Genomic DNA, 22,772 nt, shown 5'->3' on the forward strand with positions numbered 1-22,772 from the left:
AGGGCTAACGGCGGTTGGCGAGGCCGGCCAAGAACCCGATGCCTGCTGCGATACCGAGCATCATGAGCGGACGGTGTTCGACCTCGTCACTGATCTTCTTTAGCGCGTCGCCACCGAGCCGCGTCGCCTCGTCGGCGACGGATTCGGTAATGCCCGAGGTGCTCGCGCGCACGCGCTGCATGATGCGGTCGAGTGTGTCACTGACAAAATCGCCGACATCACTGGACGCCCCCGACGCTTCCTTCTGCGCGCCTGAAGACAGGCGGCGCAGGCGCTTTTCCAAATCGGCCATGAGATCTTCGATCGCCGCGACTTCATCGGCGGCCACGGATTTTGCTGCACCGCGCATGGACATTTCATACCTCGATCGTTGATGGATGGATCTTCGGTTTTCCAAACGTGAGGCTTGGTCAAAAGGTTCCGGCATGCCCCAAGGGGCGCCGGGCTGCAGGCGCCGAGGCGATCTATTCGCCGTGCACCGTTTTGTGACCGGATAGCGGCGCACCCTTGATGCAACAAACTCGCCGGGCCTGCGTTAAGCCGTTCTCTAGCCATCGGAATCGTGTCCGGGAAGGCTGGTGCGCGGGGCCGGAATGCATCGTCCCATTCGTTGACAGGTTGACCGGTGAGCGTGTTCATACCGGAAAAGGGATTCAAGAGTCGGGGGTGCGGCATGGAGTGCGAGCCCCTGACGCGCTGGTGGGACTGTAATGATGCGCGATATGCCTGCTAGCGACGACGAACTTGCCAGACTGAGGCAGGAAAACGAGCGCCTCCACAACCAGCTCGATGCGCAATCCCAGGAATTGAATTTGCTGCGCGCGCGCTTTGCTCGTTACGAGGCGGCGTTGCGCGGCTCGCAAGTGACCGTCTACACGCAGGATCGGGACCTGCGATACACTTCGATCAGCAACACGATGCTCGGTCGGCCGGTTGACGATATCCTCGGCCGGACCGACGACGAAATTCTTCCGCCGGACAGCCGCGCAATTATTACCGCGGCCAAGCGCGAGGCGCTGACAACCGGACAGCCGAGGCGCGTCGAAGTCATCGTCGAAGACGAGCCGGGCGCTCGTTGGTGCGACTTGCATATCGAGCCTCTGCACAACGAGCAGGGCGAGATCATGGGGCTTACCTGCGCCGCGGTGGATGTCACCGAGCGCAAGGAAGGCGAAGCGCATTTGCGCCTGCTGTTGCGTGAGCTGACGCACCGCTCGAAGAATTTATTGGCGGTGATCCAGGCCATGGCCCGTCAGACCGCACGGCATGCCGGCTCGATCGAGGCGTTTCTCGATCAGTTTGGCGCGCGGCTGCAGGCGCTTGCCGCCTCGCATGATCTGCTCGTGCGCGAGAGCTGGTATGGCGCGTCGCTGAACGAGCTGGTCCGCTCACAACTTGCCGCTTACGTCGACACAGAGGACGGCCAAGTCGAGATCGAGGGGCCGAATGTCGCGCTGAAGCCGGAAGCCGCGCAAAATCTCGGGCTAGCGCTGCACGAGCTGGCGGTAAATGCCGCGAAGTTCGGTGCCCTTACGACGCCGACGGGCCGCATCACCATCCGCTGGGACCGGCTGGATGGCCACGGCGGGGTCACGCTCGACTGGCATGAACAGCTCGGTCCCAAAGTGAAGCCGCGTCGCAAGCGAGGCTTCGGTAGCATGGTCATCGAGCGAAACCTGGCCCGGGCTTTAGATGCTGAAGTGATTATGGATTTCGACGTGGACGGTCTGCGCTGCCACATCGTAATACCCCCAGGCCAGTTGCTCACGGCGCGGTGACGTTCGCGCGCGAGAACGTGATCGAACTAACATCACGCAAATCCGTTTTTCCGTTGACTGTTGCATGGATACCCACGGCCGCGCCGTGGCGGGCATTGTCGATGGAGTACGTCGATGCGCAGGATTGTCTCGTATTCGCTGGCTAGTCTTTTCGTCGTGGCCGTCGGAGGATTGGTCGTTCCCGCATCTTGGTACGATCTATCGGTTGGTGCGCGACCCGTTGTCGAACGCGGCATGTCGGTGCAACAAGTCAATCGCACGCACAAAGCCGATCGGCTCGACATACCGGTGACCGTCGTTGCCAAGAAGCAGCCGGCCACGACGACGGTGAGCAAAGAACAGCCGCAGGTGAAGCCGGCGAAAATTCTTGAAGGCTGCGATCCTGTGTTCAGCCCGCTCTCGAGTTCGGCGCAAGCCAATCTCCCCGGTCGCTGTCTCTCTTAAGGGCAGATCTTAATCGGTCATCTCATCTGCGCGAGCGGAACCGGCGCGGCGCAGTGGCGTTGTTCCAGCGGCACTATCTGAAGCATCCCTAGACACTCGATCCGACGCTTTATCCGAAACGATGAAAAGGAGTTCGACATGCTGAGGCCTGTGAGCGCTCTTGCTATGTTGGCGGTCGCCGCGGCGGCCGCCCTTCCGACGACCCCCACGATGGCGCAAGCCGAGCGGACCAAAGCGGGCACTTTGACGTGCGATATATCGGCGGGCATCGGCCTGATCATCACCTCCAAAAAAGAACTGACCTGTATGTTCACGCCGTCGGCCGAAGGCCCGCGTGAAGTCTACGTCGGCTCGATCAGTAAATTCGGTCTCGACGTCGGCGCTACCGCGGGCGGCGAGATGGTCTGGGCGGTGTATGCGCCGTCGAGCCGCCGTTTCGGCGCGCTAGCGGGCACCTATAGCGGCGCCTCCGGCGAAGCCACCGTCGGTGCGGGTCTCGGCGCGAACGTTCTCGTCGGCGGTTCGAACCGTACCGTTGCGCTGCAGCCGGTGTCGGTGCAGGGCCAAGCCGGTCTGAACCTCGCGGTCGGCGTTGCCAGCCTCGACCTGCGTCCGGCCCGCTAAGCGTCAATTCGTCTAAAATGCGAGCGGCCGCCTTTTCAGGCGGCCGCTTTTTTTCGACGCGCGCCGCGCTCAGTAGATCTCAGGCACGTAGAGATTGGTCGGGAGCACCTTGCGCTCATAGTTTGGATTGAACACACGCTCGGGCAATGTGATCGGCTCGTGCGGCACTTCAGTGTACGGGAACTGCTGCAACAGGTGATGGATGCAGTTGAGCCGCGCGCGCTTCTTGTCGTTACCTTCGACGATGAACCAAGGCGCTTCGGCGATGTTCGTGCGCTCGAACATCTCTTCCTTGACCTTGGTGTACTGCTCCCAGCGCGCCCGCGACTGCAAATCCATCGGGCTGAGCTTCCACTGCTTGATCGGATCGTGGATACGCACGAGGAAGCGGTACTGCTGCTCCTGATCGGTGATCGAGAACCAGTACTTCACCAGCTTGATGCCCGAGCGCGCCAGCATGCGTTCGAACTCCGGCACGTCATGGAAGAACTCTTCAACCTGATCGGGCGTGGCGAAACCCATGACGCGCTCGACGCCGGCACGGTTGTACCAGGAGCGATCAAACAGAACGATCTCGCCGCCGGCCGGAAGATGCGACACGTAGCGTTGGAAATACCATTGCGACTTCTCGCGCTCGGTCGGGGCGGGCAGCGCGACGACACGGCAGATGCGCGGGTTGAGCCGCTGGGTGATGCGCTTGATGACACCGCCTTTGCCGGCCGCATCGCGGCCTTCGAACAGCACGACGACCTTCTGCTTGGTGTGCTGTACCCAGTCCTGCAGTTTGACCAGTTCGGCCTGCAGACGGAACAGCTCGTGGAAATAGGTCTGCCGCTCGAGCGTCGACTCGTGTGTCACGTCCTTGAGCTTTCGCAGCTCTTCCGGCATGCGGCCGTCGTCGATCTCCATCTCGAGCTCCTCGTCGAAGCTGTCGGCGAGCTCGGCGTCGATCCAAGACGTGTCTTTCGACGTCGTTTTTCCGTTTCCGTTCGGCGCGGTCATGCTGCGGCTCCGGTAGAGAAGGTGACAGTTCCCGATACCCCGGAGACGATGACAGCAGATTGACAGGGGCCAAGCCAGCCGGCGCGCTGCGGAGTTCTACTTCTTCGTTTTGAGGAAGGCCGCGCACAACTCGGGATCGAACTCGCGGTAATCGTTGGTGATTTCCTGGCCCTTGCGGATATTGCGGGCGGCGATCGCGTACCCGTTGTGCAGGTAGGTGTTCGGCTTGTCGGAGTGGTTGATATAGTGGTCGTTGTCGACGGTGAATATGATCTCCCCGTCGACCCGATAGGCATAGTCCTTCAGGTACTCGCGCGCTTGCTTGGGCAGCTTTGCGAACTGCTTGGGCGTGTAGCAGCGGTCGTAGCCCTCGACGTAGCGCCAGATCTTGGTGCCTTTGGGAATGAACTCGGCCGCGAAGACGCCGAGCCCGTGGATCGGGCTTCTGTCGAGATAGGTTTTGACCATCAGCATGGTGAGAACGTGCAAGGCGCCAGCCTAGGCACAGTGCTAATCGCGGCGGGGCCGATTCTCAACGCGCGGAGCGTCCCAGGCTGTGAATAGCCGCCGTCCGGCTGATGATCTGGATCAAGGGCAGCCGCTTTTGGCGCGCTATGGGTGACGCCAGCGTCCGGAGGCGCCCCGTTCGATGCCGGTGCAGAACGCTGAAATCGCGGCCATGTTCGACCAGTGCGCCGATCTCCTGGAGATCAAGGGCGAGAACCAGTTTCGCGTGCGCGCTTATCGCAAGGCGGCGCGTACCGTCGAAGGGCTGCCGCGGAGCGTCAGCGTCATGCTGGCCGCCGAGGAGGACCTCGCCGAACTGCCGGGGATCGGCAAGGATCTTGCCAGCAAGATCGCGGACATTGTCGCGAAGGGCAGGTTTGGTCTGCTCGAGCAGCTCAAGAAGAAGTTGCCCGGCGATCTTGGCGCCATGGCCGGTCTGCCCGGCCTCGGTCCCAAGCGCCTGAAGCTCCTTTACGACAAGGCGAAGGTGCGCACGCTCGACGACCTCAAGCGCGCGCTCAAGTCCGGCAAATTGCACGGCCTGCACGGCTTCGGTCCCCTGACGGAGAAGAAGCTTGTCGCGGCGTTGGAGAAGCCGGCGGCCGTGCAGCGGTTTCGTTTGTCGGTGGCGGAAGCCGAGGCGGAGGCGTTGGTTGCCTACCTGCGCGATACCGGCAAGGTGGTAGTTGCGGGCAGTTATCGGCGCCGGCGCGATACAGTCGGCGATCTGGATATCCTGGTGACCGCGAAGCAGGGCGCCGCGGTCGGCGACAAGCTCGTCGGCTACGACAATGTGACGGAGGTGCTGGCACATGGGCCGACGCGCACGACAGTCGTGCTACGCTCGGGCATCCAGGTCGATGTGCGCGCCATCCCGGAAGAGAGTTATGGCGCGGCGCTTCTCTATTTTACCGGCTCCAAGGCACACAACATCGCGCTGCGCGGCCGTGCCACCAAGCGCAAATGGAAGCTGAACGAGTACGGGCTTATTTCCGGTACGCGGCGCGTCGCCGGTGCGACCGAGGAGGAGGTCTACCAAAGGCTCGGTCTATCTTACGTCCCGCCCGAGATGCGGGAGGATCGCGGCGAGGTGGCGCTCGCGGCGAAGGGACCGCTGCCGCGGCTGATTGAGGTGGGCGACATTCGCGGCGATCTGCACGTCCATTCGAACTGGACCGACGGCACGGCGTCAATCGCCGAAATGGTCGCGGCCGCGCGGGCGCGGGGCTATGCTTATATGGCCCTCACCGACCATTCGCGCCGGCAGGCGATGTCGCACGGCCTCGATCCGGCGAAGGTCGTGCGCCAGGGCCGCGAGATCGACAAACTCAACGACAAGCTCAAGGGCTTCACCGTTCTCACGGGCATCGAAGTCGACATTCTCAAGGACGGTGATCTCGACCTGCCTGATACGACGCTGGCGCAGTTGGATGTTGTTGTCGCGTCGGTGCACACTTATTTCGATTTGCCGCGCGAAGCGCAGACCGCGCGTATCGTTCGCGCCATGGGAAATCCGCACGTTCATATCATCGGGCATCCAACGGGCCGGCTGATCGGCACGCGCGAGCCCTACGACATCGATATGGACCAGATTACGTCGGCCGCACGCGATCTCAACTGCTGCCTCGAGATCAATGCCGAGCCGGACCGCCTCGACCTGAACGACCTGCACGCGCACATGGCCAAGAGCAAAGGCGTAAAAATCGCGATCTCCACCGACGCTCACGCGGTGAATGCCTTTCAGTATATGCGCTATGGAATCGATCAGGCGCGCCGTGGCTGGCTGACAGCGGACGATGTCGTCAACACGCGCACATTGCCGCAACTACGCAGGATGCTGAAACGCTGACGCGTTGCTGTATCAGGGCCGGTTTGTGGGCGGATGCTGCGCCAAAAGCCTGATGACTTCGTCGTCGGAAACCTGATGGAAGTCGGCATAGAATAGACCGATTGCGCCGAAGTCCTCATACTCCTCCAGGCAAACGATCGCGTCTGCGGCGCCCTTGAGTGACACGAGACTTTCCGTCGGTGCGACGGGAACGGCCAGCACCAGCTTGCGCGGGTGATGCAGACGCAGCGCGCGCAGCGCTGCACGCGCCGTGGCGCCGGTGGCCATGCCGTCATCCACGACGATGACCGTGCGTTCCTTCAACTCCGGGTGTTCACGCTCACCAAGATAGAGCTTGCGACGACGTTCGATCTCGACGAGTTGCGCGTCGCGCGCAGCACTGAAATCCTGTTCGCTGACGCCGCACGAGGCGATCACGTCGTCATTGCGGACGACGATAGGCATTTTGCCGTCGACCACCGCACCCATCGCGAGTTCGGATTGGAAGGGAACGCCGATCTTGCGCACCAGCACGAGATCGAGCGGCGCTTCGAGCGCAGTTGCGATTTCCGCCGCGACGGGCACGCCGCCGCGCGGCAGCGCCAGGATGACCGGCTGCTCGGCTTTATAGTTTGCCAACGCCTTGGCGAGCCTTCGGCCGGCGTCGGCACGGTCGCTAAAGGGCATGACCGCCTCCGCCGACCGAATATAGCGGCTGGTAGGCAAAGTGCCATGCGCGACGGATACACGGGTGCATGACGGAGTAATGAGCGCGCGCCTGGCCGCGGCCTTGACTTAGGTCAACCGCGATGAAGCGCGGGACGGCCGCGTTGGCTGCGTCATTCAACGCTCGACGCAGGACACCGCGTGAGCGGAGCAGATGAACAAAGAATAGCCGAACGGAGCCGCGTTTACTATGGGTTCCACCAAAGTCAAAGGCGAGCGAGGCATGCCCCGCTCGCCTTGAATGCATGACGCTGGAAAATCGCGTCGTGGCTATTGCACCTTGCGCTCGGCCGGTGTCGGCAGGAACGAGGCGTCGAACACGTCGGCCGGCTTAGGCTTGTCACCCTTGAATTTGTAGGTCACCGCGATCTGATCGATGGCTGCGCTCATGCGGTCCATGTCAACGCCGCCGAGGCCGTTGGTCTTCACTTCCGGCGTGATGATGTTGTCGCGCAACGCGATCTGCAACCGGTCGAGTTCGACGTCCTTCTTGGCGACTTCGTTACGCTTGAGCACCGACGCGATCGCCTCGGCCGGATCCTTGGCCGTGTCCTTGAGCGCCTTGTTGAACGCACGCAGGAAGGCCTTCACCGCCTCGGGCTTCTCGGCGGCGAACTTCGGGTTCACCATGACGGCGTTGCCGTAGAGCTTGAGGCCATAGTTCGACATCAAGAGCGTCACGATGTCGTCCTGCGGGATGCCGCTGTATTTGACGTTGATGTAGCTCGAAAACGAAAACCCGGTGATGGCGTCGACGTCGCCGGCGACGAGCATGGGTTCGCGCACCGGAAAGCCGATGTTCATGATGGTGACCTTCGATGCGTCGATCTTGTTGGCGGCGACGAAGATCGGCCATTGCGCGTAAGCGCCGTCGGGCGCTGGCGCGCCGAGCTTCTTGCCTTCGAGGCTCTTCGGATCGCTGATGCCCTTGCTCTTGCGGCCGACGATGGCGAAGGGCGGGCTGTTGTAGACCATGTACACAGCCTTCAGCGCGATCTGCGGATTCTGATCGCGGAATTTGATCATCGAATTGATGTCCGCGAAGGCCATGTCGTAGGTGCCGGAGGCGATGCGGTTGATCGGCTCGACCGAGCCGCCCGACGTGTCGACCGTGACGTCGAGCCCTTCGGCTTTGAAATAGCCCTTGTCGAGCGCCAGCAGGAACGGCGCCTGCGTGCCTTCGTATTTCCAGTCGAGCGAAAACTTTACCGGTGTTTGCGCATGCGCAACCGTGCCGATGGAAAGCGCGACCATCGCGCCGAGAATATGTTTAAAGGATTTCATGGAACGCGCTCCCTGCGTAAGACGCGAGCGCCGTATCAGCGCTCAATCGACTTAACTTGCATGCAAACGGCGTGCCGTTTGCGGCGTGTCAGGGTGCCGTGCGTGTCAGATAGCGGCCCGACGGCGGCGCGACGATGTCGCCATCGCGTGCGACGATGCGTCCTCCTTTGATGGTGGCAACAGGCCAGCCGCGCAGCAGCCTGCCTTCGAAGGGTGAAAAGTCCGACATGCCGCGCAGTGCCGACGGCTCGACGACCTTTTCCAGGTCGAGATCGACGATGACGAGATCGGCGTCCGAACCCGGCGCGATGGTGCCTTTGCGCGGGTAGAGGCCGTAGGTTTGCGCCGGCTTGCGTGTCGCCATGTCGACGAGCCTCTCCAGCGGAATATCGTGCAAGCGTCCATGATGCAGCAGCACCGGCAGATGCGTGCCGAGCGAGGGATGGCCGGGGCGCGCGCCATGCAGGCCGCCTTGCGGATTCTTCGAGGCGCGGCGGCGTGAGGTGTTGTCAGTGCCGACGGTATCGAGCGTGCCGTCGCGCACGGCCGCCCACAGCGCGGCGCGATGCTCAGGCGTTCGCACCGGCGGCACCATCTTGGCGAGGAAGCCGTTCGCGTCGTCGCTGGAGATGCCGAGGAACGGCGTGATCGTTTCCGCGGTCAATGCGGTGCCGTCGGCGCGAGCCAGCTTGACGGCTGCAATACCTTGTTTGCTCGAGACGTGAACCACGTAGAGATGCACGCCGGCGATCTTGGCGAGATAGGCGGCAGTGCGGATCGCCAGCGCCTCGGCGTCAGCGGGATGCGCGTCCTCCCAGTCGGCGAGGGTACCCTGCGGCCTGTTCTTCTGCAGTTCCTCGCGCGCGCGCGCGACGAGCGCGCCGGTCTCGCAGTGGACGCAAGCGATCACGTCCGCGCCGATGGAAGCCACCTGCCGGAAGCCGCGCAGCAAAACATCGTCGCCCACCGATTTGACGATGCCCGGCATGCCGGACATGTAGAATTTGTACGAACGGATGCCGTAGTCCCGCGTATAGGCCGGCATCTCATCGATCTGCTGGTCGGTGAATATCTGCGGATGGAAGATCGAGTCGACGTAGGCGCGCTCGTCCATTGCCGCGCGGAAGGCCGGCAGATGCTGGAAATAGGAATCCTCCAGGCTGCGGATGAAGATGCCGATGGTGGTGACGCCGCCGAGGATGGCCGCGCGCGTCTCGCTCTCGGCTTCCTCCTCGAACGACAGCTCGTTGCCGATATGGACGTGTGGATCGAAGATACCGGGCAGCACGACCTTGCCGGTCGCGTCATAGACTTCCTTGCCTGACAGGCTCGTGCCGAGCGTTACGATACGATCGCCGAGGATGCCGACGTCGGCGGCGACGCGGCCAATGCCGGGAATGACGAGCGTGCCGTTGCGAACGACGAGATCGTGTTCGGTCATTGTGACACCAATTCCTGGACGGATGTCTTGCGCATGAAATCGATGCCGGTCGCGTGCCCGGCCTGCGCCAGCATGCGCGCCGCCGCGGCATTGAGATCGGCCGCTACACGCGTTTCGTCGAGGTCGACCAGCTGCCGGGCCATGACGCGGACCTTGCCGTTGACGATGGTCAGCCAGGCGCGGTTCTCGGTGCCGGCGAACAAGAGCGCGCCGAGCGGATCGGCCACGGCGCCGGCGCAATCGAGGCCATCGACACGGAAGGCGGAAACGTCGGCAGCGAGGCCTGGCTTAAGGCGGCCGATCTCCGGCCGGTCGAGGGCTGCGGCCCCGCCGGCAGTGGCCATCTCGAGCGCAGCTTCCGGCGTCAGCCAGAGCTCGGGCGGTTCGGCGACGCGGTGGAGCAGGGCGGCCAGTCGCAGGTCGCTGAGCAGATTGCCCTGGTCGTTGCTGGCGGCGCCGTCGACGCCGATGCCGAGCTTGAGACCGGCTTTGCGGAACGAGCCGATCGGCGCGACGCCGAAGCCGAGCCGCACAATGGTGCGCGGGCAATGCGCGACGCCGGTACCGGTGCGGACCAAGGTTGCGATGTCCGATGGCTGCAGCCGTGTGCCGTGGGCGAGCCATGTGCCGGGCCGTAGCCAGCCGCTACGCTCGAGAAAGCGGATCGGTGCGTCGGGCGCGGCTTTCGCGTCCTCGTCGGGGCGCGGGTGAAAATGCGTGTGCAAGCCGCAGCCGCAGGCCTGCGCCATATCGGCGAGCCGTGTCATCAGCGCCGGCCGCGTGTAGGTGACGCCGGTCGGGCCGAGCGCGACGCGGCGCATCGAGAGCGGATCGTCATCATGATAGCGGCCGATCACATCCTCAAGGCGACGGCTCAGCACCGCTTCGTCGTGGTCCATGAGCGTCGCGACGCGCGTGCCCATCACTTTGGCAAGGCGCTCTTCGAGATCGCCTTCCAAGGTCGGCATGCAGCCGCGGTGGAAATGAAAGCGGATGCCGGTCTCGGCAACGCCTTGGACCAAAGCGGCGGCCAGCTCGCCGTCGTCTTGCGGCAACAGGTAGGCGCAATCGGCCGCGGTCGTGCAGCCGCACAGCAGCAGCTCGGCCGATGCGGCGCGCGCGGCGGCATAGAGCATTGCCGGGTCGAGCTCGGCCCACAAAGGATAACTGACGAACAGCCATTCGAGTGGCGGCGCCGACATTGCCGCCGGCACGGCGCGGGTCAGATGCTGGAAGAAGTGGTGGTGCGTGTTGATAAGGCCTGGGGTGACGACGCAGCCGCTGCAGTCGATCTCCTCAAGGGGCGACGCATCGGCCGACCAATCCGACGGCAGGCCGTCGCCTTCGCGGCCGATATGGACGATGTGGCTGCCGGCAATGAGCAGCACGGCGTCGCCGATGGAGGCCTCCTGCGCTGGCCCCGGATAAAGCCGGGTGATGTGGCGAAGCGCGATGCGGCCAGTCATGGCTACACGAAAGCCGACGACAACTTGCGCTGCGGTGTCACCACATTGCGCAGCACGTGGGCGAGGCGGCTGGCGCCTTCCTCATAGTCCTTGGGATCGGTGAGGCCGAAGGAGATGCGCAGCGCGCTCGGCTGGTCGGGGCGGAAGCTGAAGCTGTCGGCGACCGCGAAGGCGACGCCGCGCCGGACGGCGTTGAAATAGACCTCGCGTGCGTTGATCTCGCCGGCCAGTTCCAGCCACAGGCTCAAGCCGCCCTCGGGCAGCAACAGCCGGCCGTAGTCGCCGACTTTGTCGATGAGAATATCGAACAGCTGCTCTTGCCGCGCGCGATAGGCCGCGCAGGCGCGCGTCACGTAATCACGCCAATCGGTCTGCTTGAAGTAGTTCGCCAAGGCGCCTTGCAGAAGGGCGGGCGATTGCAGGTCGGTCGTGGCCTTGATCTCCAGGCAGCCGTTGAGACCGCCGCGGGCGGGCAACAAGAAACCGAGGCGCACGCCGGGGATGAAGGTCTTGCCGAAGCCGCGCGTGTAGTAAACGACCTGCTCGGCGTCCGGCAGCGCGCGCAGCGGCGGCAGGGCATCGCCACGGAAGCGCAGTTCGGGGCTATGATCGTCTTCCAGGATCGGCACGCCGTGTTCGAGCGCGAGCCGCACCAAGCCGCGGCGCTGGTCGAGCGGCACGCTGTGACCGGTCGGATTCTGGAATGTCGGATTGATGATGATCAAGCGCGGGTGATGACGCCTGATCGCGTCCTCGACTTCGTCAAGGTCGAAACCCTTCGGTCCGAAGCGCAGCGGCACTGGCACGGCACCGGCGGCGCGCACGACATTGATGGCGCCGAAATAAGCGGGCTCTTCGAGAATGACGCGATCGCCACGCCGGAGCAGGCTGCGCGCAACGATGTCCATGCCTTGCTGGCCGCCGGACGTGACGATGAGGTTGCCGGGGCGCGCGTCGATGCCTTGCGTAGCGAGGAACGGCAACAGCGCTTCGCGCAGTTCTTCGCGGCCGGCGGGCGGATCGTAGCGGAAGTACTCGATGGCGCCGCGTGCGAGTGCCTCTTGCAGGCAATGGGCGAACGACGCCGCATCCGACATGTCGACCGACGGATAATTGCCGGTGAAGGCAATGACGCCCGGCGCGCGCGCCAGTTCAAATAAGCGGCTGCTGATGCCGCCAGGATCGATCGAAGGATCGACCGCGACAGCCGTGCGTCCGTTGCCCGCTGGCGGGCGGCCGGGCCGGCTGACATAAGATCCGCTGCCGGGACGCGCGATGATGAAGCCGCGCTCGGCGAGCTCGCGATAGGCGCGCGCCACAGTCATCGGATTGATCGCACGCTCGCGCGCCAGTTCGCGCACGGTCGGCAACTTGGTGCCATCCTTCAATTTACCGGAGGCGATTTTAGCGGCGAGCTCATCGCGGATGCGCGCATAGAGCGGACCTTCGTCCGGCGCTCCATCCTTCGCCGTGCCGTTCGCTCGCTCGTTTCGTTGACGCTTTGTCATGCCCGGGGGGTCGTCATGCGTCCTTGTATTACGATAGGCGTAATACAATCTCCCGCCGCCGAGAAGACGTTTTGACGTCGCCGACTGCACATATTGGCGGCGGTGTGCTGCCGAATGTTTGATCATTCTCGGCTTTACCATTGATCGCGGTAAAAAGCGGCGAGCGCGGATGACGCCATCTCACGGCGGTCTGGCAGATCCAGCGCTTGGCACGAAACTTGATACAAGTTCGCAGAAGCAACAGGACGCAGTTTGTAGTAATACAATGGACTTTCAGTTCGACATCTTCATTGCGGCGTTGCCGTCGCTGCTGCGCGGCGCGCAAGTGACCGTGATGCTGGCGCTGGTGTCGATCTGTCTCGGCGCGCTGATCGGCATCGTTGGCGGCGTCTGCCGGATCTCGAGCAATCCGTTCCTGCGTTACGGATCGCTCGCCTACGTCACCGTCATGCGCGGCGTGCCGCTGCTGGTGACGTTGATGTTTCTCTATTACGGGCTGCCGTCGGCGCACATCCTGCTCGAGCCGTTCACGGTGGCGATCATCGCATTGGCGGCCGTCAACGGCGCCTATGTGACCGAAATCGTGCGCGCCGGCATTCAGTCGATCGATCCCGGCCAGATGCGCGCGGCGCGTTCTCTCGGTATGTCCTATGGCCAGGCCATGCGGCGCATCATTCTGCCGCAGGCGATCCGGCGCGTGCTGCCGCCGATCACCAACGAGTCCCTGACCTTGGTGAAGAACACCGCGCTGGTGTCGACCATCACGATCTCCGATCTGCTGCGCGCCGGCCTCGAGGTGATGACTTGGAAGGCCAACACCTTCAGCCCCTTCGCCGGTGTCGCACTCATCTATCTGCTGTTGACCTTGCCGCTCGTGTGGCTCAACAGCTTCCTCGAGAAGAGGTATCGGATGCGATGAAGCCGATACCGCTCGATCTTGTCATCAAAGACGTGACGATTGCGGCGCCGTCGACCGGCTGGGCGCCTGTAATCGGCTGGCTCGCCTGCGCCGGCGGCAAGATCGCCGCAATCGGCCCGGCCGCCGAAGACGTGCCGCGCGCTAACAAAGTGATCGACGGCGAGGGCGGTCTGGTGCTGCCGGGCCTGCGCAATGCGCACACGCATGGCAGCGAGATACTCGCGCGCGGTATGGCCGATGGCTTGGACCTGAGCGCCTGGCTTGCCGCCGTCTGGCCGCGCCTCGACGCGCTGACGCCCGAGCAGATGGCGGTTGCCGTGCGCTTCGGCGCGCTGTTGTCGATCCGCTGCGGTATCACATCGATGGTCGATCATTGCCGCCGCAATCCGATGTCGGACGAAGTATTGGAAGCGGCGGCGGCGGCCTACGATCAAGTCGGCATGCGGACTCTGCTGGCCGTCATGGTGCGCGATCGTGTCGGCGCCAATAATCGCGCGGTCGGCGCGGCGCATCTCGGTGCGCTGGAGCCGGCGCACAAGCAGTTGGAGCGCATCGCGGCGGCCGCGCAGCGATTGGCGTCCGATCGCGTTGCCATCGGCATCGGGCCGTCGGCCTCGATCCGCTGCACGGATGAGATGCTGACCGGCGCCGCCGACCTGTCGCGCGCCGGCGGTCTGCCCATTCACATCCATGCGGCCGAGTCGCTCGACGAGGTTGACGACGAGCAGCGCGCATTCGGCATGACCGCGTTTGCGCGGATGGAGCACTTCGGCGTGCTGAGCGAGCGGACCGCGTGCGCGCATTGCGTCTGGCTCAAGCCCCACGATCGAGAGATCCTTGCCGCCACCAGTGCGGTGGTTGTGCACAATCCGGTTTCGAATCTGCGCCTCAAGTCCGGCGTCGCCGACGTCCCGGCCCTGCTGGCCGCCGGCATCGGTGTCGCCGTCGGCACCGACGGCGCCGCCAGCAACGACGGCGTCGACGTCTGGGAGGCGCTGAAGTACGCGGCGCTGTTGCCTCGCCGCCAAGGCGAGTCGGCGCAGGCTCCCGACAGCGCAACGTTGCTCGATATGGTGACGGTCAGCGGGGGCGCCGCCCTCGGCAGTCGCGGTGTGCCGTTCGAAGTCGGCGCGCCGGCCGACTTCTGTCTCTATCCGGTCGCCGAGGCGCCGCTCACGAACGACGCCAGCTTTGCCCCGGCCTTGGTGCTGTCCGGGCCGCGCCGTCCGTCGCACGTCGTCATCGGCGGCGTGCTCGTTCTCGAGAGCGGCGCCTTTGTTCACATCGACGAAGCGGAGACCGTGCGCCAGGCGCGGCATCTTGCACGGGAGCTGCTGGCATGACCGACACCAAGTCCGCGGACAAGCCGGTGGTGATCCGGCGCCTATGGAAGAGCTACGGCAACAATGAGGTACTCAAAGGCATCTCGCTCTCGGTAGAGCGCGGCGAGGTGGTTGCCATCATCGGCCCGAGCGGCTCCGGCAAAAGCACGCTGCTTCAATGTATCAACTTCATGGAGCCGTTCGACGACGGTGAGGTGTTGATCGACGGGCGGCCGATCGGTCTCATCCAGACGCCGGGCGGCACGCGCACGCGCATGCCGGAGAAGGAACTGAACGCGCTACGCCGCGAGATTGGCATCGTGTTCCAGCAATACAACCTGTTTCCGCACCTTACCGTACTCGCCAATGTCATCGAGGCGCCGGTCCATGTGCTCGGCCTGCCGCGCGCCGAGGCTATTCTGCGCGCGCGCGAGCAGCTCAAGAAGGTGGGCCTGACGGGCAAGGAAAATGCCTATCCGGGCGAGCTGTCCGGTGGCCAGCAGCAGCGTGTCGCCATCGCGCGGGCGCTTGCGATGCAGCCCAAGGTGATGCTGTTCGATGAGGTGACCTCGGCTCTCGATCCCGAACTCGTCGGCGAAGTGCTCGCCACCATGCGCAAGCTGGCCGAGGAGGGGATGACGATGATTGTCGTCACGCACGAAATGGCGTTCGCCCGCGACGTCGCCGACCGCGTCATCTTCATGGACGGCGGCATGATCGTCGAAGCGGGCGATCCGAAAGAGTTCTTCTCCAACCCGCAGCACGAACGCAGCAAGGCCTTTCTCAAGCGGCTGCTGTCGAACGGGGAGGACACAAAAGATGCCGCTTAGGGAGAAAGCACATCGATACCCCGCTGGCCGTGTGACGCGACGAATGTCGGCGGCCGACTATCCCTGCTCATCGAGGAGAGTGATCACATGATGACGATGTTTACGCGCCGGCATGCGTTGGCGGGGCTCTTGGCCCTGACGGCGTTCGCGGCGCCGAGTCTGTGTGCGGCCGCCGACACCTTGGCCACCATCAAACAGAAGGGTGTGATGACCGTCGGCAACAGCGGCTCCTATCCGCCGTTCGAGTTCATGGCGGATGGCCAGCTCACCGGCTTCGACGTCGACCTCGCCAACGAACTCGGCCGTCGCATGGGCGTCAAGATCGAGTGGACGGTGATCGATTTCAAGGGGATCATCGCCGGGCTCGTCGCCAAGCGCACCGACATATTGATCTCGGCGATCACGCGCACGCCGGATCGTGCCAAACAAGTGGCGTTCTCCGAGCCGTACTACAACGCCGGCATCGGCGCGGCCGTACTCAAGAACAGTGGCATCAACAAGCCTGAAGACTTGAAGGGTAAGACGGTCGGCTTGCAGATCGGCTCGAGTGGCGAACGCTATACCAAGACCGAGCTGAAGGACTACGTCAGCAACATCAAGCTCTACGACGATTTCGTTCTGGCGGTGAACGACCTCAAGAACAAGCGCGTCGATGCGGTGATCAATCCGCTACCGACGCTGCGCTACAACACCAAGTCGCACGCGGATATCGCCATCACCGAGACGTGGAGCCAGAGCGACGTGGGTATCAACACGCGGCTCGAGGACACCGAACTGATGGCGGAGATCAACAAGCATCTCGCCGCGATGAAGGCGGATGGCTTTCTCGCCTCGATCGACAAGAAGTGGTTCGGCTCGCACTGAGCCAAACTCGGCCGGCGCGCGGCGCCGGCCATCCCCTTCCGAACTGGAGTTACCTTGATGTCCGATACCACCGACGGCTTGGCGGCACTGGGTGCGCGCGTCCGCCACGAGCTCGACATGCTCGCTTATCCGGCGACGCCCTGGGTCAAGCCGCGGATGCATGCGAGCGGCGCGCATGTCTATGACGTCCTGATCGTGGGTGGCGGCCAGTCGGGTCTCACCATCGCCAACGGTCTCATGCGCGAGGGCGTTACCAATATCCTGTGCCTCGACCGCAGTCCGGCCGGGTATGAGGGGCCGTGGGAAACCTTCGCCCGCATGGGCACGCTGCGCACGCCGAAGTTCCTCGTCGGCACGGAGCTCGGCTATCCCTCGCTGTCGATCCAGAGTTATTACGTCGCCCGCTTCGGCCAGGAAGTGTGGGACGCCATCGATCGCGTGCCGCGTACGCATTGGATGGACTACCTGCGTTGGTACCGTCAGGTTCTGAATTTGCCGGTGCAGAACGATACGACCGTGTTGTCCATCGGGCGGGCGCAGGATGGTATCATCCCGGTGGAAGCCGAAGTAGCAGGCAAGCCGGCGCGCTTTTATGCACGTAGGGTCGTGCTGGCGACCGGCTATGATGGTTGCGGCGAGTGGCGCATCCCGAACGAGATTGCGTCGGCGGTCGATCCGGCGCGGGTGTTTCACTCGAACGGTCCCGTCGATTTCGAGCGCATGCGCGGCAAGCGCGTCGGCGTGCTCGGTCACGGCGCCTCGGCGTTCGACAACGGCGCCCGGGCGCTAGAGCACGGGGCGCAGAGCGTCGATCTCTGCTTCCGTCGCAAGAAGCTGCCGCTGATCAATCCGCATCGCTGGATCGAGTTCGTCGGCTTCCTCAAGCATTTCCCCGATCTCAGCGACCGGACCCGCTGGCAAGTCAATGTCTACTTCAAGAAGATCGACCAGCCGCCGGCCCGCTGGGGTTTTGCCGAAGCGCACTCCTATGAGCGCTTTGCGATGCACCCCGGCTGCCCGTGGTTGAAGCTTGAGCAGCAGGCGGACGGTGCGATCGAGGTCGAGACGCCGAAGGGCAAGATGACGTTCGATTATCTCATCTGCGCCACCGGTTCGGCGCTCGACTTCGGCATGCGGCCGGAGCTGGGGCTGTTCCGCGACGAGATCCTGCCATGGCGCGACGTCTTCACGCCGACGCCGGAGGAAGCGCATCCGACACTCGGTCTGTTCCCGTATCTCGGGCCATATTACGATTTCAGATCGCGCCCGGGCGGCGACGCAGAGACGTTGAGCCGGATTTATGCGTTCAACTTCTCGGGCATTGTGTCGATGGGGCCGCATTCGACGTCCGTCAGCGGCCATAAATATTCGGTGCCGCGCGTGCTGACCGGTCTCACGCGATCGATCATGCTCGAGCAGGAGGGCGCGCTCGTGCCCGACCTCATGGCCTATAACGAGAGCGATCTGAATTTACCGCAGGCGCTTGCCGCGGCCGAATAAAGCAGAGGAGGAACAAAACCGTGCAGACATCTAACGCCGATATCGCAGCGACCGTACGTCCCATACAGATCAATCATCTGTCGCCGGAATCTTTCGCGCCGTACGGGACGGTGATCGAGCCGAAGGAAGACGGTACACCCTTCGGCGCCGAGGACGCCGAACTCGAGCTGACTCGCGGTACGCCGCGGCTTTACATCATGCGCCTGCCGCGCCGGCCGATGCGCGTCAAGCAGATCACGCGGCACCGGCAGGTGACGCAATGCCTCGCTTCGGTTGGCGGCAAACCGTGGCTGATCGCCGTTGCACCGCCCTTAAATGTCGAGGATCCGCAGGCCGAGCCGGCGCTCGAAGATATCAAGGCGTTTCTTATCCCCGGCGACGTGGCGATCAAGCTGCATCGCGGTTCGTGGCACGCCGGCCCCTTCTTCGATGCCGACGAGGTCAGCTTCTTCAATCTCGAGCTGTCGAATACGAACGAAGTCGACCACCAGAACTGCTATCTGGATAAGAAATACGGCACGGTGTTCGAGTTTAAAGAGTGAGCTGAGCGAGAAGTATCGCTCAATGACGAAGGGGTCCGCCATGGCGGACCCCTTCTTGTACTGTGCCCGTATGGACGAGGCGATCAGAATTTGATGTCGGCCGCTTTGATCGCGGGTCCCCATTTCGCGATTTCGGCAGCAGTGAACGTCTTGAGTTCCTGCGGCGAGCCGCCCGCACTTTGGACCCCGAGGTTGTCGAAGAACGTCTTGGCCTTGTCCGTCTTGAGATAGTCGTTGGTTGCGGCGTTGACCTTCGAAATCACGTCGGCGGGCGTGCCCGCAGGTGCATACAGCGCATACCAAACCGCCGCTTCGAAGCCCGGCAGGCCGGACTCGGATGCCGTCGGGACGTTGGGCAGTTTGGACCAGCGCTGCGGTCCGGCGATCGCCAAGGCCTTGATCTGGCCGCCCTCGACGGCGGGGACATAAGCCGCCATCGAATCCATGGCGATGTCGATGTTCTTGCCAATCAGGTCGGTGATGATCGGCGCGCTGCCGCGATACTGGACGAAGCCGAATTTGATCCCGGCCGTGCTCTGCAGCAGAACGCCGGTGATGTGGCCGAGCGTGCCATTGCCGGGAAAGCCACCGTTGGTCTTGTCCGGATTGGCTTTTGCGTAGTCGATGTACTCCTTGAGCGTCGAGAACGGCGCATTGGCGCGGGCCGTGATGATGATCGGCGACTTGCCCACGAGCCCGATCGGCGCGAGGTCTTTCTCCGGATCGTAGGGCATGTTCTGGTACATCAGCTTGTTCGTCGCCGCCGGTCCTGTCGTTGCGAACAGGATGGTGTACCCGTCATTTTGTGCGCGGGCGACGACGGCGCCGCCGATATTGCCGCCGGCGCCGCCGCGGTTGTCGATGACCACCGTCTGGCCCAGCTTCTCGCTGAGATGTTGCGCGAGGCCCCGCGCGATGATGTCGGACGTAGTGCCGGCGGTGAACGGCACCACCATGGTGACCGGCCGGGTCGGCCAGGCCTGCGCGGCGCTCTTGTCGGGCTGGGCCACGATAGCCGTAGTCGCGGCCGCAACGAGCATTCCGGCGTGCAAAATCGATCTCACAGTACTCATCCTCCTTATTCTCTTGCCCGGCACGGGCTGAGATACGCGTTATCGGGGAACGTGGTTCTTCCAGTTGTCGGTTCGCAGCGGCATGGCGGGAAATGGCTTGCGCTTGTCCGCGGCAATGCCGATCAACTGCGCCGCGCTCAACTGCTTGCGGCTGAGATAAGCCTCGAAGTCCGCCAGCGCCTGCGACAGCACGCCGAAGCCGCGGATCATGACCGGCGACGACATTTCCACGGCGGAAGCGCCGGCCAGCATCATCCGGGCGATATCGAGCCCGGTCTGGGCGCCGTTGGTGGCGATGAGCGACTTGTCGGCGCCGACTTTCGCGCGCGACAAGGCCAGCCATTGGCAGGTGAGGGGCAGATTCCAGTAGCCGCCGACGCCGAGCGTCGTGCCGAGCATCGGCTCGAGCGTTTCGACATCGGGGATGAGGCCAAGCGAGCGTCCGGCCATGACGACGGCATCGCCGCCTGCCTCGAAGGCGGCTGCGGCGAGATCGGGAACGCGCTCGCTCTGGCCGGTGATCTTCACCCAGAGCGGTAGCGAGATGGCTTGGCGGACCGTGGAAACGATGGTCGCGACGTTGCCGGGATCTAGCTCGGTCGAGACGGCGCCGCGCGCCTGGCTCGCGTAAGGCGTTCCGATATTCAGCTCGAGAACGCGGAGGCCGGCCTGCTCGACGTGCCGCGCCATGCGCACGGTCTCGTCCAGATCGGCGAGGATGATGCTGGCGACGGCAAGGGAATCATAGGTCTTGGCCTCGCGGTCGAGCTGCGCCGTCTGTTCGAGCCAGGCATCGAACGATTGCGGCGTCAGACCGGAGCGGCAGGCGATGAAGGCGGAGGCCGGCGCGTCCTCGCGCCAGGGGATCGGATTCCATTTGTCGTCGAGCAGCATGTACTCGGCACGCTGAAGCTGGTCGCGCGCGGCCTGCGATTCATTCACGGATTTTACGACGACAGCACCGACGCCGGCCTTCAGCGCACGGCGCACGCCATCAGCTTCGATCAAGTGCTCCGCCGAGCCGGCGATCAAGGGGTTCTTCAGCGTAACGCGACCAACGGTCGTGGAGAGAATACTCATTACTGAACCTTGCTGAACTTCGTACTTGGCTGTTGGGATCAGCGTGCCGTACCGCGGCGACGCGAGGCGGCGATGCCGTCCTGGTGCGTGCCGTGGCCGAGCTTGCGTGAGATTTGCTGGCTCGCCTCGATGAGCGCCGCGAGGTCGCCAGGCTTGGGTTTGGCCGGCAGGAACTGGATGGAGCCGACGATCGCCAGGGACGCCACGCAAGCGTCGTGGCTGTCGAAGATCGGGGCGGCGACAGCGTTGATGCCGAGCATCGCCTCTTCGGGCGCAGAGGCGTAGCCGCGCTTGGCGCTTTCGACGAGCTCCTTCTCCAAACGCGTAACCGATGTCACCGTCTTGTCGGTGAAGACAGGCATCGGACGGGCAAGAACGCGCCGTTGGAACGGGTGTGGCGCATAAGCGAGCATTATCTTGCCCTGCGCAGAGGCATGGAACGTCAATTCGCTGCCGGAGCGCACCCCGATCTCGATTGGCGACGTGCCTGAGTGCTTGGCCACGACGAGGGCGCCGCGCGGCGTCATCTCGGAGAGAACGACGGTGTGGCCGAGTTGATCGCGCAAGGCGCGCATCGGGCCTTCGGCAAGCTGCACCAAATCGGTTTCCGGTGCGAGCCGCGCGAGCAGGCGGCTCTTCGGGCCGATCGTGTAACGGCTCGTGGCAGGGTTCTGCGCGAGGTAGCCGCGTTCGACCAGCGTGTGCAAATGCCGGTGCACCGATCCCTTGGTCAGGCCAAGACGGTCGGCGATCTGCGTTACCCCAAGCTCTTCCTCGGAGAAGGCGACGGCCTCCAGTACGTCAATGGCGAACTGGACCGAACGGACCCCCGCGGTGCTTTCGTCAGCCATCTCTACCGCCCACCGGCCAAATTATAATTCGCGAATACGAAACACCATATGCAAAACGGAAACACAAGCAAGTGCTACGTGCGGCACGTGCGCAAATAGCTCAACAAAAATCGACATTTTGCGCTGCACAATGGATCGGCGTTGACACAGGGTTTCTTCAGCCGTTAAAAAATAAGAAACACAGTTTCGTTGTCGCGAACAGATTGGTGCGCGACGGAGGAGTGAGGAAGCGAATGGCGTCAGTATCCGAGCAGGCGATCGAACGCCGGATCGACAATCTGCTCATAGGTGCGATCGATCCCCATGTGCACAGCGGTCCTTCGATCGCGCCGCGCGCGATTGATCATCTGGAGTTGCTGCAGCAGGCGTCGGCTGCGGGCTTCGCGGCGGTTGTGACAAAGGATCACGATTACAGTGGCGTGATGACCGCGGCGTTGATCAAGCGTCACTATCCTGACCTGAAGACGAAGATCTATTCGAGCATCGTGCTCAACAACGTCATCGGCGGCTTCAATCCGTACGCCGTCGAGCACACCGCCGCGATGGGCGGCAAGGTCGTTTGGCTGCCGACGCTCGCCGCCGAGAACCACCTGCGCTGGCAGGAAAACGCGCAATGGACCCATCCGGCGTCGACCGAGAAGATTCGGCCTGCCGTCGGCATTCCGGTGCTCAATGCCGACAAGTCCGTCCGCGACGACGTCAAGGAAGTGATCGATATCGTCGCTCGCAACGACATGGTTCTTGCATCGGGCCACATCCACATCAGCGAGACGTGGCGGGTGTTCGAAGAGGCCAAGAAGCGCGGCGTCAAGCGCATGGTGCTGACGCATCCGGAAGAGATCGTCGAGGCCAGCCTGAACGACGTGAAGGGCATCGCCGCGATGGGCGCCTTCGTCGAGCATTCGCTGTGTATGTTTCTTGAAGGCTCGAAGTTCAAGATCGCCGACGGCGCAGAACTCGGTAAGCACATCGAGGCCGCCGGCGTCGAGCAGACGGTGTTGTGTTCGGACCTCGGCCAGGTTGGTGTGTTCAGCCCGGTCGAGGGATTCCGCCGCGGCATCAAGCTCTGCATGGATCTCGGTTACGACGACGCGCAGATCCGCAAGATGGTTTCGACGAATGCCGCGCGCATGCTCGGCATCGAAGCGGATTTGCCGTCCGCGCAATGACAAGAAGCTGCGCC

At 63.5% G+C, this 22,772-nt stretch carries 22 protein-coding genes; 11 read left to right on the plus strand and 11 right to left on the minus strand.

The window, feature by feature from the left end; all coding sequences use genetic code 11:
• Positions 1–4 precede the first annotated feature (4 nt).
• Positions 5–355, minus strand: a complete 351-nt coding sequence (locus tag DW352_RS01865; RefSeq protein ID WP_115687989.1) for a hypothetical protein — start codon at positions 353–355, stop codon at positions 5–7.
• A 355-nt stretch (positions 356–710) separates the two neighbouring features.
• Here DW352_RS01865 and DW352_RS01870 point away from each other — a divergent pair, with 355 nt between their 5' ends.
• The 3 genes from DW352_RS01870 (at position 711) to DW352_RS01880 (ending at position 2,846) form a co-directional block, all read left to right on the plus strand.
• Positions 711–1,778 (plus strand): HWE histidine kinase domain-containing protein, encoded by a 1,068-nt coding sequence (locus DW352_RS01870; protein WP_115687991.1) that lies wholly within the window; start codon positions 711–713, stop codon positions 1,776–1,778.
• 114 nt (positions 1,779–1,892) lie between these two features.
• Entirely contained in the window at positions 1,893–2,222 is a 330-nt protein-coding gene (locus tag DW352_RS26605; protein WP_162826716.1) for a hypothetical protein, read from the plus strand.
• 138 nt (positions 2,223–2,360) lie between these two features.
• Entirely contained in the window at positions 2,361–2,846 is a 486-nt protein-coding gene (locus DW352_RS01880) for a DUF992 domain-containing protein (RefSeq protein ID WP_115687995.1), read from the plus strand.
• A gap of 69 nt (positions 2,847–2,915) precedes the next feature.
• On the opposite strand, the gene ppk2 is transcribed toward DW352_RS01880, so the two are convergent.
• Both ppk2 and DW352_RS01890 read right to left on the minus strand, forming a co-directional pair.
• Complete coding sequence (gene ppk2 / locus DW352_RS01885; protein ID WP_115687997.1) at positions 2,916–3,848, minus strand: polyphosphate kinase 2; 933 nt, start codon at positions 3,846–3,848, stop codon at positions 2,916–2,918.
• 96 nt (positions 3,849–3,944) lie between these two features.
• A complete protein-coding gene (locus tag DW352_RS01890; RefSeq protein WP_245434289.1) occupies positions 3,945–4,337 on the minus strand; it encodes an SET domain-containing protein in 393 nt (130 codons plus the stop codon).
• Between the two features lie 160 nt (positions 4,338–4,497).
• Between DW352_RS01890 and polX the strand changes: the two genes are divergently transcribed.
• Positions 4,498–6,204, plus strand: coding sequence for a DNA polymerase/3'-5' exonuclease PolX (gene polX, locus DW352_RS01895; protein ID WP_115687999.1), 1,707 nt, complete (start codon positions 4,498–4,500; stop codon positions 6,202–6,204).
• Positions 6,205–6,216: 12 nt separating this feature from the next.
• On the opposite strand, the gene DW352_RS01900 is transcribed toward polX, so the two are convergent.
• The 5 genes from DW352_RS01900 to DW352_RS01920 all read right to left on the minus strand — a co-directional run bounded on the left by DW352_RS01900 (position 6,217) and on the right by DW352_RS01920 (position 12,608).
• Positions 6,217–6,870, minus strand: coding sequence for a phosphoribosyltransferase (locus DW352_RS01900; protein ID WP_115688001.1), 654 nt, complete (start codon positions 6,868–6,870; stop codon positions 6,217–6,219).
• 309 nt (positions 6,871–7,179) lie between these two features.
• A complete protein-coding gene (locus tag DW352_RS01905; RefSeq protein ID WP_115688003.1) occupies positions 7,180–8,193 on the minus strand; it encodes an ABC transporter substrate-binding protein in 1,014 nt (337 codons plus the stop codon).
• Between the two features lie 88 nt (positions 8,194–8,281).
• Positions 8,282–9,634, minus strand: a complete 1,353-nt coding sequence (locus DW352_RS01910; RefSeq protein WP_115688005.1) for a dihydroorotase — start codon at positions 9,632–9,634, stop codon at positions 8,282–8,284.
• Complete coding sequence (locus DW352_RS01915) at positions 9,631–11,100, minus strand: amidohydrolase family protein (protein ID WP_115688007.1); 1,470 nt, start codon at positions 11,098–11,100, stop codon at positions 9,631–9,633. Before DW352_RS01915 ends, DW352_RS01910 begins: the two co-directional genes overlap by 4 nt.
• A gap of 2 nt (positions 11,101–11,102) precedes the next feature.
• Positions 11,103–12,608 (minus strand): aminotransferase-like domain-containing protein, encoded by a 1,506-nt coding sequence (locus tag DW352_RS01920; protein ID WP_162826717.1) that lies wholly within the window; start codon positions 12,606–12,608, stop codon positions 11,103–11,105.
• Between the two features lie 265 nt (positions 12,609–12,873).
• Between DW352_RS01920 and DW352_RS01925 the strand changes: the two genes are divergently transcribed.
• The 6 genes from DW352_RS01925 (at position 12,874) to DW352_RS01950 (ending at position 18,585) form a co-directional block, all read left to right on the plus strand.
• Entirely contained in the window at positions 12,874–13,527 is a 654-nt protein-coding gene (locus tag DW352_RS01925; protein ID WP_115688011.1) for an amino acid ABC transporter permease, read from the plus strand.
• A complete protein-coding gene (locus tag DW352_RS01930; RefSeq protein ID WP_115688013.1) occupies positions 13,524–14,870 on the plus strand; it encodes an amidohydrolase family protein in 1,347 nt (448 codons plus the stop codon). Before DW352_RS01925 ends, DW352_RS01930 begins: the two co-directional genes overlap by 4 nt.
• Positions 14,867–15,679, plus strand: coding sequence for an amino acid ABC transporter ATP-binding protein (locus DW352_RS01935; RefSeq protein WP_115688015.1), 813 nt, complete (start codon positions 14,867–14,869; stop codon positions 15,677–15,679). Before DW352_RS01930 ends, DW352_RS01935 begins: the two co-directional genes overlap by 4 nt.
• Positions 15,680–15,766: 87 nt before the next feature.
• Positions 15,767–16,543, plus strand: coding sequence for a transporter substrate-binding domain-containing protein (locus DW352_RS01940; protein WP_115688017.1), 777 nt, complete (start codon positions 15,767–15,769; stop codon positions 16,541–16,543).
• A gap of 57 nt (positions 16,544–16,600) precedes the next feature.
• Positions 16,601–18,043: a flavin-containing monooxygenase gene (locus DW352_RS01945; protein WP_115688019.1), complete on the plus strand. Its 1,443-nt coding sequence runs from the start codon at positions 16,601–16,603 to the stop codon at positions 18,041–18,043.
• Between the two features lie 20 nt (positions 18,044–18,063).
• On the plus strand, positions 18,064–18,585 hold the full coding sequence (locus tag DW352_RS01950) for an ureidoglycolate lyase (protein WP_245434290.1): 522 nt from the start codon (positions 18,064–18,066) through the stop codon (positions 18,583–18,585).
• An 83-nt stretch (positions 18,586–18,668) separates the two neighbouring features.
• Here DW352_RS01950 and DW352_RS01955 read toward each other — a convergent pair whose 3' ends face one another.
• From DW352_RS01955 to DW352_RS01965, 3 genes are read right to left on the minus strand one after another with little or no spacing between them, the layout of a single operon-like run.
• Complete coding sequence (locus DW352_RS01955) at positions 18,669–19,658, minus strand: Bug family tripartite tricarboxylate transporter substrate binding protein (RefSeq protein ID WP_115688021.1); 990 nt, start codon at positions 19,656–19,658, stop codon at positions 18,669–18,671.
• Between the two features lie 39 nt (positions 19,659–19,697).
• Positions 19,698–20,738, minus strand: a complete 1,041-nt coding sequence (locus DW352_RS01960) for a beta/alpha barrel domain-containing protein (RefSeq protein WP_115688023.1) — start codon at positions 20,736–20,738, stop codon at positions 19,698–19,700.
• A 38-nt stretch (positions 20,739–20,776) separates the two neighbouring features.
• A complete protein-coding gene (locus DW352_RS01965) occupies positions 20,777–21,589 on the minus strand; it encodes an IclR family transcriptional regulator (protein ID WP_115688025.1) in 813 nt (270 codons plus the stop codon).
• 233 nt (positions 21,590–21,822) lie between these two features.
• Between DW352_RS01965 and DW352_RS01970 the strand changes: the two genes are divergently transcribed.
• Complete coding sequence (locus DW352_RS01970) at positions 21,823–22,758, plus strand: DUF6282 family protein (RefSeq protein WP_115688027.1); 936 nt, start codon at positions 21,823–21,825, stop codon at positions 22,756–22,758.
• Positions 22,759–22,772 lie beyond the last annotated feature (14 nt).

Origin of the sequence: Pseudolabrys taiwanensis (assembly GCF_003367395.1) — a bacterium.
Lineage (GTDB): Bacteria > Pseudomonadota > Alphaproteobacteria > Rhizobiales > Xanthobacteraceae > Pseudolabrys > Pseudolabrys taiwanensis.

Excerpts from the sequence above, each read along its gene's own strand:
- DW352_RS01870 (WP_115687991.1), top strand. The coding sequence starts at position 711 with ATGATGCGCGATATGCCTGCTAGCGACGACGAACTTGCCAGACTGAGG.
- DW352_RS01960 (WP_115688023.1), bottom strand. The coding sequence starts at position 20,738 with ATGAGTATTCTCTCCACGACCGTTGGTCGCGTTACGCTGAAGAACCCC.
- DW352_RS01865 (WP_115687989.1), bottom strand. The coding sequence starts at position 355 with ATGTCCATGCGCGGTGCAGCAAAATCCGTGGCCGCCGATGAAGTCGCG.
- DW352_RS01905 (WP_115688003.1), bottom strand. The coding sequence starts at position 8,193 with ATGAAATCCTTTAAACATATTCTCGGCGCGATGGTCGCGCTTTCCATC.
- DW352_RS26605 (WP_162826716.1), top strand. The coding sequence starts at position 1,893 with ATGCGCAGGATTGTCTCGTATTCGCTGGCTAGTCTTTTCGTCGTGGCC.
- DW352_RS01970 (WP_115688027.1), top strand. The coding sequence starts at position 21,823 with ATGGCGTCAGTATCCGAGCAGGCGATCGAACGCCGGATCGACAATCTG.
- DW352_RS01935 (WP_115688015.1), top strand. The coding sequence starts at position 14,867 with ATGACCGACACCAAGTCCGCGGACAAGCCGGTGGTGATCCGGCGCCTA.
- DW352_RS01930 (WP_115688013.1), top strand. The coding sequence starts at position 13,524 with ATGAAGCCGATACCGCTCGATCTTGTCATCAAAGACGTGACGATTGCG.
- DW352_RS01915 (WP_115688007.1), bottom strand. The coding sequence starts at position 11,100 with ATGACTGGCCGCATCGCGCTTCGCCACATCACCCGGCTTTATCCGGGG.
- polX (WP_115687999.1), top strand. The coding sequence starts at position 4,498 with ATGCCGGTGCAGAACGCTGAAATCGCGGCCATGTTCGACCAGTGCGCC.
- DW352_RS01900 (WP_115688001.1), bottom strand. The coding sequence starts at position 6,870 with ATGCCCTTTAGCGACCGTGCCGACGCCGGCCGAAGGCTCGCCAAGGCG.
- DW352_RS01955 (WP_115688021.1), bottom strand. The coding sequence starts at position 19,658 with ATGAGTACTGTGAGATCGATTTTGCACGCCGGAATGCTCGTTGCGGCC.
- DW352_RS01880 (WP_115687995.1), top strand. The coding sequence starts at position 2,361 with ATGCTGAGGCCTGTGAGCGCTCTTGCTATGTTGGCGGTCGCCGCGGCG.
- ppk2 (WP_115687997.1), bottom strand. The coding sequence starts at position 3,848 with ATGACCGCGCCGAACGGAAACGGAAAAACGACGTCGAAAGACACGTCT.
- DW352_RS01925 (WP_115688011.1), top strand. The coding sequence starts at position 12,874 with ATGGACTTTCAGTTCGACATCTTCATTGCGGCGTTGCCGTCGCTGCTG.
- DW352_RS01910 (WP_115688005.1), bottom strand. The coding sequence starts at position 9,634 with ATGACCGAACACGATCTCGTCGTTCGCAACGGCACGCTCGTCATTCCC.
- DW352_RS01965 (WP_115688025.1), bottom strand. The coding sequence starts at position 21,589 with ATGGCTGACGAAAGCACCGCGGGGGTCCGTTCGGTCCAGTTCGCCATT.
- DW352_RS01940 (WP_115688017.1), top strand. The coding sequence starts at position 15,767 with ATGATGACGATGTTTACGCGCCGGCATGCGTTGGCGGGGCTCTTGGCC.
- DW352_RS01920 (WP_162826717.1), bottom strand. The coding sequence starts at position 12,608 with ATGACAAAGCGTCAACGAAACGAGCGAGCGAACGGCACGGCGAAGGAT.
- DW352_RS01945 (WP_115688019.1), top strand. The coding sequence starts at position 16,601 with ATGTCCGATACCACCGACGGCTTGGCGGCACTGGGTGCGCGCGTCCGC.